11 protein-coding genes are annotated in these 14,109 nt (G+C 39.9%); 2 read left to right on the top strand and 9 right to left on the bottom strand.

The window, feature by feature from the left end:
• Window positions 1–131: 131 nt before the first annotated feature.
• The 8 genes from QI031_RS20390 to QI031_RS20355 form a co-directional block, all read right to left on the bottom strand.
• Window positions 132–521, bottom strand: a complete 390-nt coding sequence (locus QI031_RS20390; protein WP_281481479.1) for a pentapeptide repeat-containing protein — start codon at window positions 519–521, stop codon at window positions 132–134.
• A 507-nt stretch (window positions 522–1,028) separates the two neighbouring features.
• Window positions 1,029–2,108: an ABC transporter ATP-binding protein gene (locus QI031_RS20385; RefSeq protein WP_281481478.1), complete on the bottom strand. Its 1,080-nt coding sequence runs from the start codon at window positions 2,106–2,108 to the stop codon at window positions 1,029–1,031.
• 122 nt (window positions 2,109–2,230) lie between these two features.
• Window positions 2,231–3,112: a carbohydrate ABC transporter permease gene (locus tag QI031_RS20380; protein ID WP_281481477.1), complete on the bottom strand. Its 882-nt coding sequence runs from the start codon at window positions 3,110–3,112 to the stop codon at window positions 2,231–2,233.
• Between the two features lie 56 nt (window positions 3,113–3,168).
• Window positions 3,169–4,077, bottom strand: coding sequence for a carbohydrate ABC transporter permease (locus QI031_RS20375; RefSeq protein ID WP_281481476.1), 909 nt, complete (start codon window positions 4,075–4,077; stop codon window positions 3,169–3,171).
• A gap of 114 nt (window positions 4,078–4,191) precedes the next feature.
• Window positions 4,192–5,505: an ABC transporter substrate-binding protein gene (locus tag QI031_RS20370; protein WP_281481475.1), complete on the bottom strand. Its 1,314-nt coding sequence runs from the start codon at window positions 5,503–5,505 to the stop codon at window positions 4,192–4,194.
• A gap of 178 nt (window positions 5,506–5,683) precedes the next feature.
• Window positions 5,684–6,205 (bottom strand): Ycf51 family protein, encoded by a 522-nt coding sequence (locus QI031_RS20365; protein ID WP_281481474.1) that lies wholly within the window; start codon window positions 6,203–6,205, stop codon window positions 5,684–5,686.
• 262 nt (window positions 6,206–6,467) lie between these two features.
• Entirely contained in the window at window positions 6,468–7,805 is a 1,338-nt protein-coding gene (locus tag QI031_RS20360) for an IS701 family transposase (protein WP_281481473.1), read from the bottom strand.
• A 122-nt stretch (window positions 7,806–7,927) separates the two neighbouring features.
• On the bottom strand, window positions 7,928–8,602 hold the full coding sequence (locus QI031_RS20355) for a Uma2 family endonuclease (protein ID WP_281481472.1): 675 nt from the start codon (window positions 8,600–8,602) through the stop codon (window positions 7,928–7,930).
• Between the two features lie 890 nt (window positions 8,603–9,492).
• On the opposite strand from QI031_RS20355, the gene QI031_RS20350 reads away from it, so the two are divergent.
• Entirely contained in the window at window positions 9,493–11,088 is a 1,596-nt protein-coding gene (locus QI031_RS20350; protein WP_281481471.1) for an ammonium transporter, read from the top strand.
• Window positions 11,089–11,260: 172 nt separating this feature from the next.
• Here the strand turns inward: QI031_RS20350 and QI031_RS20345 are convergent, their stop codons facing one another.
• Window positions 11,261–12,124 carry a fructosamine kinase family protein gene (locus QI031_RS20345; protein ID WP_281481470.1) on the bottom strand — a complete coding sequence of 288 codons (864 nt, stop codon included), beginning with the start codon at window positions 12,122–12,124 and terminating at the stop codon, window positions 11,261–11,263.
• 884 nt (window positions 12,125–13,008) lie between these two features.
• Here QI031_RS20345 and QI031_RS20340 point away from each other — a divergent pair.
• Window positions 13,009–14,058 carry a response regulator gene (locus QI031_RS20340; RefSeq protein ID WP_281481469.1) on the top strand — a complete coding sequence of 350 codons (1,050 nt, stop codon included), beginning with the start codon at window positions 13,009–13,011 and terminating at the stop codon, window positions 14,056–14,058.
• Window positions 14,059–14,109 lie beyond the last annotated feature (51 nt).

Genomic DNA, 14,109 nt, shown 5'->3' with positions numbered 1-14,109 from the left:
AGATATTGAGTGTAATTATGTAATTATCTTAATCTCTGATAGATGCTAATCTTTAGTATCCTACTGAATATTGTACAGATGATAACTTAACTTCCTAATTGAACAAAATTTGCCTTTAACCATTAAATGGCTCAATAAACTATAACTTCTTGAAGATTAACTCCAGTTAAGACAGCACCCTCCAAGTTTGCATTATCAAGCTTAGCATTAGTCAGGTTGGCATTTGTTAAGTTAGTGGCGCTTAAATCAATATTACTTGCGAATACTTGACTTAAGTTTGCACCAGTTAGATTAGCGCTAATCAACTCGGCATCTTCTAGATTAGCTCCCTTTAAATTGGCATTTCTTAAATCTGCACCAACTAAATGAGCCGAACGCAAGTTTGCTCCTGCTAAGTCACATCCCTGACATTTTCCTGTTTTTAGTAACTGTCTAACATGGACAGGATTTGCAGCTTTTGTCGGAATGGCATAGCAAATCGTACTCACTAATGCTGCGATAGCTAAAATCTTCAGTTTCATTTGACTTACCTCAAAACAGCAAATACTAGTCCCGGATTTCTCACAAGCTGCTTTCCGTATAAGTAATAAGTAATGAGTAATAAGTAATAAGTTAAGAATTTTACTCATTACTCCTTACTCACTACTCACTACTCACTACTCACTACTCATTACTCCTCCATTCAAGGTGTGGTGAGAAATCCGGGTAGTAACCGTTAACAATATCTATAAACAGATTGACTTAATTAATCGGCTTTTGCCATTGCACTACTGGGTTAGTCAGAGGATGAAATTTTTTTTGTATTGTTTAAATAGTCTTGTCAAATAACTCTCTACGGTTACAATTTTAATGTGAAATCAATCTGCAATTGGTAATAAACTACAGGGTTCAAGTGCAAAGAGATAGATTTTGTTTGGAAATGATTGGGTTGGGAAAGTGCGATCGCCTGATGTACAAATATTGTTGGCACAAAGAAGAACGATAAATTACTGGAACTACACAATGAGCGTCTGTTTTTTCCCTAAAACTTACCTCCTGACAAGAGTATGTCCAGATTGAACATCAAACCAGTGAATATCCTCAGTAGGCAATGCCAATGTAATATCTTCGTTATTCCAGTTTTGATCTGTTGGCAACAAAGCACGTACTGTAGTCGCTGCGGTTGGTGAACCCTCAACCTTGACACTAACCAAATAGTGCATACCCAAGTTTTCTACTAAAAACACTCGTCCTTGAATAGTCTGAGTATCACTTGGTTGAGCAATACGGACATTTTCTGGACGGATTCCCAAAATAATCTGAGGTGGTACAGTTGGTAGATCTGGCAGAGGTATTTGGAAGTTACCCAACATAGCAGATCGTCCCTGACAAGGTAGAGTTAGCAAATTCATTTGCGGACTACCAACAAACCCAGCCACAAATAGATTTGCTGGATGGTTATAAATGAGTTCCGGTGGGTCAAGTTGCTGCACATAGCCATCGTTAAGTAATGCAACTTTCGTGGAAAGTGTCATTGCTTCTGTTTGGTCGTGGGTGACGTAAACAACTGGGACTTTTTGGACGGCAAAAATCTGCTTGAGGTCGGCGCGGACTCGTTCTCGTAATAGTGCATCCAAGTTACTTAATGGTTCATCTAACAAGTAGACATCGGCATTCCGCACCAAAGCACGACCGACCGCAACTCGCTGACGTTGACCTCCAGACATTTTACCTGGCTTGCGGTTCATTAACTCTGCTAATCCTAAGACTTCGGATACTTCTGCAACTCTTCGTTTAATTTCGGCTGGTGGTACTTTTTTCAGCTTCAGTCCAGAGGCAAGATTTTCGTATACCGTCATGTGAGGATAAAGTGCATAGCTTTGAAATACCATTGCAATATTGCGATCGCCTGCTCCTTTTTGGGTAACATCAACTTCCCCAATCTTGATCTGACCGCGAGTAGGTTCTTCCAGACCTGCAATCATGCGGAGGACGGTGGATTTGCCACAGCCAGAAGGGCCAAGTAAAGTAAGAAACTCATCGTTATCTACCGTTAAGCTCACGTCTTTAACAGGGATAACTTTGGGGTTATAGGTTTTATTCAAGTTTTTGAGTTCGAGTTTAGCCATTTTTTTTATTGTCAGTGGTCAGTTGTCAGTAGTTAGTGGTCAGTTGTCAGTGGTCAGTAGTTAGTGGTCAATTGTTCTGACTTTTCGCTTTACACTGACTACTAACTGTAGAGTTTTTATTTTTATCCTTTGACAGCACCAGCGGTAAGACCTTGAACGATCCGGCGCTGGAAAAACAAAACTAGTGCAATGAGGGGTAACGTCCCGACAACAGTCGCAGCAGCAATGGAACCGTAGGGAATTTCAAATACTGACGCACCACCCAACTGAGCAGCAGCAACGGGAATTGTCTTCAACTCTTCACGGGTCATAAATGTCAAAGCAAAGATAAATTCATTCCAGGCAAAAATAAAGGTGAGAATCCCAGTAGTTACTAAGGCTGGAAGGGTCATCGGCAGTACGATTTGCCACAATAGTTGAAAGGTATTGTAGCCATCGACCCTAGCGGAATCTTCTAAGTCTTTGGGCAATTGTTCAAAAAAGCTTTTGAGTACTAAAATTGTCAGCGGCAAATTGATGGCAGTATAGGGTATGATTAGCGCCAGATAGTTGTTGCCCAGTCTGAGCGCTTGGATAATTTCTAATAGTCCCAAAAACAATAAAATTCCCGGAAACAAAGTTACAATGAGAACGCCAGCAAGGATAACTCGCTCACCCCAAGGGCGTAATCGTGCCAAGGCATAAGCGGCGGGTGCGCCAATTGCCAAAGCTAAAGCTGTAGAAGTAATCGATACAAAAGCGCTGTTGAAGATATAGCGCCAAAATGGACGACGGGTGAATAACTCAATATAGTGACTGAAAGTGAATCGCGTCGGAAAATAGACAGTAGGAACAGCGGCAATATCTTCGTTAACTTTAAATGAAGTCAGCAGTTGCCATAGAACAGGCGCTAGGCTAAATATCACTACTAATACAACTGCTATGAACAGCAAGATTTTTTTAATAGAAAACTTGGTTTTTCCTGTTTGTTTTGGAGTCGTTGAAACTGCTTGTGGAGTTGTCATGAATTAGTTATCAGTTATCAGTTATTAGTTGTTATTCTCCTCTGCTCCCCTGCCTCTTAAATGGCTCCTGTTTTGGCACGGTATTTACTCAGCAAGAAACTGGCGATCGCTACCGCAGCAATTAATATTAAAAATGTCACCACTACCAAAGCTGCTCCATAACCAAAATCTAAGTAGCGCATCACTGTAGAGTAAATATACAGCGACACCACTTCAGTTGCACCACCGGGGCCACCTCCAGTCATCACAGCAATTAAGTCAAAAATCCCAAAAGCTTGAGCAAACCGAAATAAAACTGCGATTAAGATTTGTGGCAACAGCAGTGGCAGAGTAATATTGCGGAAGCTTTGCCAAGCATTCGCTCCATCGACAGAGTAAGCTTCGTAGAGATCTGTTGATATCGACTGCAAGCCAGCTAATAGCAGAATACTAATAAACGGTGTAGTTTTCCAAACATCAGCAAAAATCGCTGCCAGCATTGCCAGAGTTGGATCTCCTAACCAGTTAATTCCAGTTTGAATTAACCCCAATCGCAATAAAATATCGTTGACAATTCCAAACTGGTCGTTAAAAATCCAAGCCCATGCCAGACCAATCAAAGCAGTAGGCAAAGCCCAAGGTATAATCGCGGTTGTCCGTACTATGCCCCGTCCAAAAAACGCCTGATTGAGAACTAAAGCAATTCCCAATCCTAGCAGTAGTTCTGAAAGTACGGAAGCTGTTGTGAACACAGTCGTCACCCATAAACTCTGCCAAAAACGACCATCTCCTGCCATCCGCACATAATTTTCTAAGCCAGAAAATACTGGTTCTAGCTCTGTTCCCAAATTTCTAGTAAATACACTTAACCAGAATGCTCGTAAAATTGGGTAGGCAAACACAAACAACAACAGCAGCAATGCTGGTGTTAGTAAGAGCCAGGCTGTTCTTTGTTCTCGACCTCGGAGTGTGTGCAGATTAGTCATTTGTTAGTTGTCAGTGGTCAGTGGTCAGTTGTCAGTTGTCAGTTGTCAGTTGTCAGTTGTCAGTTGTCAGTTGTTATTCTTCTTCCTCCCCTGCCCCTCTGCTCCTCTACTCCCTCATTCCCCAGCCCCTAGCAGTCGGCGTGTTTCGTTAGCAGCAGCTTTCATTGCTTGTTTTGGATCTGTCCGTCCAGATAATGCGGCACTGAGATAACGCTGCAAAATATCTGATGCCTGGGCATATTGCGCGATTGGTGGACGTAAAACTGCATTGTCCACGACCTCTAACAACTGTGGATAGTGGGGATATTTGGCAACAATCTCTGGATTGGTGAACAAATTCCGGCGACTTGGCACATAGCCTGCATTCAAAATAAATCGGCGCTGTGCCTTTTCACTGGTAAAGTACTGAATTGCTGTCCAAGCTTCTTGGGGATGTTTGGAAGATTTAGCAATTCCTATACCCCAGCCCCCTAAACAGGCTGCTCCAGTCTCACCAGGAGCGTGAACCATCGGTTTAATTGCGATTTTGCCTTTGATTGGCGAACCTTTTTTTTGGGCTAAAGGCCATGCATAAGGCCAGCTGCGTAAAAATGCTGCTTCACCACTTTGGAATAAGCGTCGCGTGTCTTCTTCTTGATAAGTCGTCACTCCAGGAGGAGAAACGCTTTTGCTGATAGTACTACGTAAAAATTCAATCGCTTGTAATGTTTCTGGTCGGTCTAGTCCCACTTCCAAGGTGTCGGGATTAACCCAGAAACCGCCAAAACCATCAAGGACTTCCACAAACATCGCCACGAGTCCTTCGTACTGGCGACCTTGCCAAACATAGCCCCAATTCACCTTGTCTTGTTTTTGCAAGGCTTGGGAAATTCGCATCAGATCCTCAAAGGTTTCTGGTGGTTTAAATCCTGCTTGTTTGAGTAAATCTTCCCGATAGTACAGCATTCCCACATCAGAACGTACTGGAATGCGGTACAGCTTGCCCTGATAACGTCCTCCCTCTATATCCTTGGGTGAAAATGCTGCTAACTCCTCTTTTGAAATGCGATCATCTAGGGGTCGCAACCATCCAGCAGCAGCAAATTTTGGTGTCCAGATGACATCCATATTCACCAAGTCATAAGGAGATTCGCCTAAGATAAATGATGAGGTATAGAGGTCTTCAAGTAAATTTGTGGCATTCGGCCCCTCAACTAAGTTAATGCGAATACCTGGGTTTTCAGTTTCAAAGTCTTTAATCAAACCCTGCTTCCAAGGTTGGGCATCAGGGGCAGTAATTAACATATTCAGGGTAACTGGTTGCTGCGAGAGTGCTACCCAAGCGAACAATAAGATACCTAACAGAATTGTCAGAAAAATCCCTACATGCAAAAAACTTGGTTTTTGGATAAATTTTTGCAGCTTGTTTATTGGCTTTCGGTACAACATTATTCATGTAGCGATCGCTAGTGGTAATCATTATATAGCGATCACGCCAAGGTAACTGTGTTGACTGTTTGTTTACGTAACGTAACCATCTCTACTAGTGCAGATATCAGTCAAAAGCCACTTGATAACTATTCACTGCGATGCACTGAGCTTGTCGAAGTGTTAACTGTTAATTGATTTAAGCAGTAGGCTTTGGTAATTGAGCAAATTTTTCTGGGTAAATCTCAATTGTCATTTCTTGATCTTCACGCGTAGCCAACGTTCGCTTAATTTGACCTAGGTAAACTGGGACAGAAAGCCCTGGTTCTGGATGGATGACGGTACGGGCGCGAATTGTCATCTGGTTGTCTGCTCGTGTACCTAAGCGACCATAAGAATAAAGATTAGTAGCTGCTTGCCGCAGAGTTGCTTCTAGTTGTGTAGGAGAAATTTTGGGTGATGTAGCAATTACGGTTTGTGTTGAACCATTGTCGTAGACTAAAGTATACTTTAATGCTCCTGGAATCACAGTGTGAGTCAGAGGAATTAAAGAGAGGGTAAATAGTCCACAAGTCAGCACTATCATAAAGCCAGTTGTACCTACCAGCCGAAAGCGGATGCCCCATTTGAGAATAAAAGCTAGGATTGCTAAAGCAGCGAATATCAATGTGGCGATACCCGACCATTGAGTGTACTGAAGAAAGTCAGCTGTTGTAAACATACAGATTGGCTATTTAGGTGTCTTAAATTGTTCATTACCGACACACCCATTTTACCGATTCAAGAACCTGTTCCTCCTTGGTTGCAAAAGTCAGGTGGAACTGCATTTGCACCACGTAACCCCGTTGAACCTTTGGTTACACTCCTAACTTTATATTCCTGTTCCGTCAGCATGACATATAGGAGGTTCAGATTTTTTAAAGAAGTCGGGGTTATCCCTCTTCTGTCACTTTCCGAAATAAGCAAGTAGTAAATAACTGAAATTATCCAGAAGAGAAAAAAGGTTTAAATTGGTTCATTGTACAAATTAGGTGATTAAATCCAAGCAATAAATCGGAATTGGGAAAAACATCTAGCCAGGGATAAATCAACCAAAATAATAAGAGAGGTTGAACAATTAAGCGAAGATTATTTAAAGTATTCTTCCATCCATAATCATGATTCCATTGTTTATGATTAGAAAAATCTACACAATCAATACAAACACTGTTTTGTACCTCTGTTTCAATTTGAGGAGCTTGATTTAAGGATAAGAAAGGTGGAGAACTTAAACTAATCATTGTGTAGACACAAAAAATAATCTCCCACCATCTCTGAATATGTTGGAAATTTGTAAACCTGTAATCTGTCCAGCCCAGTTCCTGTTTACACTGCCGAAAACCATATTCAACCCAGGTTCTTAATCCATATAAGTCGCCTAAAATCTTCTTCAAGTTACCTTGAAGATTTGTCATCACGAAAGAAGTAGAATTTTCCGGCATGGTTTCTGGGTCAGTAGTTATTTCCCAATAAGTTATGGTTCTTTTTTTTCCATAAATTATTTCTCGAATATATCTAGTCTCTGATTTTTGATTGCTAAATGTTCTTTTAAATTTACACCACTTATTCGCTCTAACGCTCTGGTTGGCTGGTAGCCAGACTCCGTGATTATTTCTTATTGCCACAACATAAGCTAATTCATATTCATTCAATTTTCTGATGAATTCGCTACTCTCACCATATAAACTATCCGCCAGTACCAACTCAATATTAAAGCCTTCACTAATTAATTCTGTAATAATTTCTGACGCTAATTCTATTTTAGTTTTATATTTATCTCCTTCTTTTAAAGTCCCCTTTGGTTTGAATACTTTGAAACTTAAGGGAAATGTTATATTGTCATAAACTCCATAAGCATTGACTGTCACTATTCCATTATCTATTTTTCCTACGCTCCCTAAATATTGTCTAGCCACATAATCTGTCTTTTTACCTTTTTTCCTGTCTCCTGTTTCATCTATTACTACGGTTATCGCCTGATCGTTTAACGCTCTCTTTAATTTATTTAATCTTCGGCTCTTTAATTTCTTTACTGACCAATCTGAATAGGCTATAAAATGATGTAATGACTGAGCAGAGTTTATACTTACTACTTTAGCTATTTCTGGTAACGATTTTCTTTTTATCGTTGATATTATCCCCAAATGTAAATATTTAAAGCATTCATAATTTCTTACCTCTTTGAACAGGTCTTTATACTCTGCACAATATTCATCTATGAGCGCAACTGTTGGGTGGGCATCTCTCGACAAATGTTTCAGGATTTGTAATTCTACATCCATTGCTCTGCTTACCTGAAGAGAGTTTTTTCTTTTAATTCTTTTATTTAGAATACCCGGAAAGTGACAGAAGAGGGTTATTGTTGATTATTTAATGTGAATTTTATTGATGTAGCAGAACATTTTTAGATTAAATCAGGATCTACACCAAGCGATCGCAACCGTTCTCGTAATAATTGAGTTTCTTGCTGTGCTTGTTGAGCTTTTTCTTCTGGTGTTAAAAACCGTTGTCCTTGTTGGTTATACCAATACATCCATTCTCGTGGTATGCCAAGATAAGTTCCTCGTTCAATGCCAATTCCTAAACCAATCTCTGGTAGCCAAACAGGATTTCCATCATGTAATTCATAAACATTATTAACTAATTTATAAACTTCTAAACGTGGCTTGCGGCGACGAAATGGGTTGTAAACTACATAATACAAAATTCCCAATCTTGCATATTCGGCTTTTTTGGTTGAGTACTCACCGCGATATGTCTGAGACACTACCTCTAGCACTATTATCGGTAATTTCTTCTCTTCCCAAAGCACATAACTGGGACGGAGGTTTTCATCATAAAATCGCTCTACGCCCAAACTCAAAAACCCATCTGGGACTATCGCTGGTAAATCTGGGTCATAATAAATCCCCATATCTACGCCAAAAAACCAATCCATGCGTTCTGGCCAAGCCATTGCCAAAAGTGCTTTGAGTAAACCGGGAATCAAATCTTGTAATTCATTATCCACTGGCGTATCGTCAGAGTCTGGCAGTTCTTCAGATGACGGCAAACAAGCTAATGGATTGTACTCTAGCATGATGGGTTTACTCGTCCTCAGTTCTTAGTACATCTTTATTCTATTGATTTAAAGAATCAGGATCTACACCAAGCGATCGCACTTTATAATTAGTCCTTGGAAATCAAACAATACATTGGATATGTCCAAGGTCAAGCAGCGACGTTGCACGACTTAGCATATATCTACGCCCAGCGAGGTAAGTAGAACAAACAACTGGAAATTGAATAACGTATTGGTATTGTCCACAATCAAGCGATAACTTTATTTATAAAAATTTAATATTATTCTTAACTTTTATCTCCCGATATCGCAAAAGTCTGACGCTGTAAATATTACAGCTTTTTTAGTCCAATTATTTCCAGACTTGTTTAAGAACTATTAAAAGTAAAAAGTATCTAATAATACAGAATTAGACTTTTGGTAAATAGAGAATCAATCAAATTTATTTGTGCGTCTACCAAAGTTTGTTGGAGTAATACTTGCAATTGATTACTATCAAGTAGCTTTTGGACTTTAGCAAGAGGAATATTTCAGTAGACAAAGTTTTACTGGTTACTTTTTACCATATTTTTGATGTATGGCGACTACCAAGTAGTTGACTGTTGACTGTTCCCTGCTATAGATATTGACAATATTGTGCATTTATACATTCCAACATTCAATTAAAGATTAAGTGAAGGAGACTTGACTGTTTCGGAAACTACGTAATAAGTTCTTAAGAACATCCGCAAAAATATTTACAGAAGACCACTAATTTTCTAAACTCCTATTTAGGTTATTTGAATTTCTGGTTGGCAAATAAGCGGTCTAAATGAAAAATATCAAAAACCACTAAATTTAACCTTAGTTGTTGGTTTTTTCTGGTTAACCTGTTTTTTCCTATTTGTTGGAGGAAGATGTTCAAATTCATGTACAAACAGAAATCGAAAATAAAAAGTAGGCATTTATCGGCAAAGAATTACGCTAAAAATACACAATTTAACTCAAAATTCCAGACATTTGCCTCAAAAATTAAGCAACTTTCTCCTAGCTGGCAAGCCTGTTTACCCCTAGCTTGTTTAATTGTATTAGGTTGGGGTTATGTCGCAATTGCCCAAACTCCAGCCGCAGCGCCAACAACAGCGCAACTCAAAGCTACTACTGATAACCTCAAGGTTGCTATTGATACATTATGGGTAGCGATCGCTGCTTTTTTAGTATTCTTTATGAATGCTGGTTTTGGAATGTTAGAAACCGGCTTCTGTCGTCAGAAAAATGCTGTCAATGTTCTTGCTAAAAACTTGATTGTGTTTGCTCTGGCTACTATAGCTTTTTGGGTAATCGGTTTCGGCTTCATGTTTGGTGATGGCAACGACTTTATTGGCTTAAATGGATTTTTCATCAAAGGAGTAGATAATAGTCCAGCGACTGGAGATGCTTATAAAGGTGTTTTTAGTGCCATTAGTTGGACTGGTGTACCCCTAGCTGCCAAGTTCTTATTTCAATTGGTGTTTGCCGGGACAGCAGCAACTATCGTTTCTGGGGCAGTTGCCGAACGAATTAAGTTTGTTGACTTCCTCATTTTCAGTCTTTTACTTGTAGGTATTGCTTACCCAATTACCGGACATTGGATTTGGGGTGCTGGTTGGCTAGCCGACATGGGTTTTTGGGATTTTGCTGGTTCGACTGTAGTTCACTCAGTTGGTGGTTGGGCAGCCTTAATGGGGGCTGCATTTTTAGGGCCACGCATCGGCAAATATCAAGATAGACAAGTCGTAGCTCTGCCCGGTCACAATATGAGTATTGCGACCTTGGGCTGTTTGATTCTTTGGTTAGGCTGGTTTGGTTTTAACCCCGGTTCGGTAATGGCTGCTGACCCTGGTGCGATTACCCACATTGCTTTGACAACCAACATGGCTGCGGCTGGGGGTGGAATTGCCGCCACCATTACAGCTTGGCTTTACTTGGGTAAGCCAGACTTGTCAATGATTATTAATGGTATTTTGGCTGGCTTGGTTGCAATAACAGCTCCTTGTGCTTACGTCGGTATTGCCAGTTCTGTGGTTATTGGTTTCATTGCCGGAATAGTGGTAGTTTTCGCTGTCACCTTCTTTGATAAACTTGGCATTGATGACCCAGTGGGAGCTACCTCTGTTCACTTAGTTTGCGGTATTTGGGGAACTTTGGCAGTTGGTTTATGGGCAGTTGGGCCGGGTATTTTTACTTGGTATGCTGATGGTGGTGGCCCAGCAAAAGGTTTATTTAATGGTGGTGGTTTAGGACAATTTGGCATTCAATTACTTGGTGTTGCTTCAGTAGGCGGAATGACAGTTCTTCTCAGCACTATCTTTTGGTTAGTACTGAAGGCAACTTTGGGTATTAGGGTTTCTAGAGAAGAAGAACTAGAAGGTTTAGATATTGGCGAACACGGTATGGAAGCCTACAGTGGATTCCTTAAAGAGGTTGATGCCGGAGGATTTGCTGAAGGACATAGTTCTATGGGTATGCCACAAGATAAATTCTGATTCTGTTTGGTTTCAGTTACTGGTTATAGCGTTTCGCGTTTTAGTGAGGCATATCTCTTTAAGATCTGGGACTAGGGACTAGGAACTAGAGATTAGGGATTATGTACCTCGTGTAATTGGGAACTGCCATAATATCCGCCCTTGTGATTTTTTCTTACAAGTGGCGGTTTTTTTAGCGCAAAATCTGGTCAATCATTCGGTTTGCTTGTGAACTATAACCGCCACCAAATAAATTGAAGTGATTCAAAATGTGGTATAGATTATAGAGCGTTTTTCTCTTTTCATAGCCTGCATCTAAAGGAAAAACCTCGTTGTAACCTTGATAAAACGCCGCTGGAAATCCACCAAATAATTCTGTCATGGCGATATCCACTTCGCGATCGCCAAAATAAGTCGCCGGATCAAATATCATCGGTTCACCAGACACAGTAAACCCGGCATTTCCGCCCCATAAATCGCCATGTACTAAAGAAGGTTGTACTTCATAATCTGCCAATAATTCAGGAATAGTTGCTAATAACTGATTTTGTTGAGGGAAGTTACCACCTTTTCGTCTAGCTAACTGAAATTGATAACCGAGGCGATGTTGAGCATAAAATTCTACCCAATCTGCTGTCCAAGTGTTGATTTGGGGAGTAGATCCAATAGTATTGTTAATTTTCCAACCAAAACCTTGAGCGCTAGTAGTTTTATGCATCGCTGCTAGCTTGCGTCCCATTTCTTGGGAAGAGTTGGAATTGCTTTTGCCCATTTCCAGCCATTCCAGCACAATATAGCTAGAATTACCAGCCGTACCCCAGCAAATAGGTTGAGGAACGCGAATGCTAGCTGTTGTTATCATTTCTTTTAAACCCAGTGCTTCAGCTTCAAACATCGCAACTTGAGATGCTTGATTGAGCTTCACAAAGTATGTCAGTTCATTATTTGAGACAGCATAACCTTGGTTGATACACCCACCACTAACACTGCGCTTGTGCTGAGTTTGAAATTTTTCACCAGTCGCTTGGCTAATATGAGTATCAATTTCAGTCCACATGATTAAATTGGGGCTTTATTTTTAGTTTAAGTCCCGTCAATAAAATTAAGCGATCACTTCTCTACGAGACGCTACACCTAGCTTGCTTCCCCAAAGGGGTACGTTAAGCTTTGCCAACGCAGGTTATACCATTTTACGAAATTATTGATACAAATTACTTTTCTTACTCCCCCTGCCTCCTGTCACTGAGTTTCGACACTTCGACAGGCTACTTCGACTACGCTCAGTACAAGTCAGTGCGGCGCTGCGCGGCAATCGAGTTTCGACTACGCTCAACTGCCGCGAAGTCGAGATTCAACTACCGCACAGCCGAAGTGCTGCCTCCCCTGCTTGCCCAAATGTATCAACTTTAAAGTGAAACGGTATTAGCTCAGTGTTATGGAGATAAACTGCTAAATTTTTGCTGACTATATTAATATTCATCGCTTCAGTGGGAATCATATAGAAAATCACAACAAGAAGCTAAGGTAAATTTCATGATTAATTTATATGAACTTTCAGCAGTCTCACTGAATTAACGATCAAATTCCATCTGAATCAGGCAATCAGATTATCTTTAAGTGCAAATACTGAGAGAAAAAAAGTTGGATTTTGGTAACTTAGCAGTAAAAGTTACTCTAAGACCAATGACTAGATTTAGTCTTCACCTTTCGTTAACTTATCTCAGTACAAGAACGTAAGTAAAAAAACAATAAAATCCGGTTGCGAGAAATTTAACGATCTCAATTAAATGCAGCTTTGATTGAGTTTATGACAAATCCTGCCTGAAACTCTTGTATTTAATGCAACACAAAATTGTTAATTAGTATTTTGATCGTAATTGTGACACAATTTCTGCCCAAATTTGGCTGACACGTATGGAATTTAGCTTGAGTGAAAGCAAAATGAGTACAACCCCCCTACATAGCTACCGATTGATCCAGAAACTACATCCATTATCACTATTGGCACAATTAACTAATCGCCATGCTACAGGTTGCTTACGGGTATTTACTGGTGATTCTTCTTGGTCAATCAATCTAGAGGATGGTAAACTTACTTACGCCTCTTATTCAGACAATCTATTTGAGCGTCTTGATAATCATTTGCGGCGTTTGAGTCAAAAGATTCCGACGCTGAATAGCGCTACTCGCGTACATACACGGCTGATGTTTGAACCAACAAGTGGCAATCAGTCGATACAATACGCAGACTATCAGGCAATTTGCTGGCTAGTTAATCAAGATTATCTTACCCATACGCAAGCAGGGAATCTCATAGAAGGATTAGCTAAAGAAGTTTTAGAGTTATTTTTGGTAGTCAAAGAAGGCAGCTATGAGTTTTATCCTGAAAGTTCTTGGGATGAACTACCCAAATTTTGTTATTTAGACTTGCGTTTAATACTCGAACACTGTCAAAAGCAGTTACGACATCGGCCAAATATTCAGTCACCAGTTAGTGATGGTGTGGGTTCTTTAAGTTTTTCTACAATTAAGTCGCCTCAAAATTGGCAACTATTACCAAGACAAAATAATTTTGAACCTGCTGAAAATAGGAATAACAAAGTTGACGAGCCATTTGTGAGAAAAAGCCTCTATACAATTGCTTGTATAGATGATAGTCAAACAGTGTTAAATTCCATCAAACTATTTTTGGGTGAAAATGCCTTTTCAGTAGTCACAATTAACGATCCTTTAAAAGCTTTAATGCAAATTCTTCGTAGCAAACCAGATCTCATTTTATTAGATGTGGAAATGCCAAATTTAGACGGTTACGAGCTATGCTCGTTATTACGTAGACATTCAGCTTTTAAAGAAACACCAATTATTATGGTGACTGGTCGAACCGGATTTATTGATAGAGCCAAAGCCAAAATGGTTAGAGCTTCAGGTTATTTAACTAAGCCTTTTACACAACCAGAATTACTGAAAGTAGTGTTTAAACACATTGGCTAATTAAACATGAATTAGTTGTGATTTCAGCAAATTGAATTTAACTTATTTTTG

Origin of the sequence: Halotia branconii CENA392, from assembly GCF_029953635.1 — a bacterium.
Lineage (GTDB): Bacteria > Cyanobacteriota > Cyanobacteriia > Cyanobacteriales > Nostocaceae > Halotia > Halotia branconii.
The sequence above is the reverse complement of the archived record's forward strand: the minus strand, read 5'-3'. Positions and strand labels throughout refer to the sequence as shown.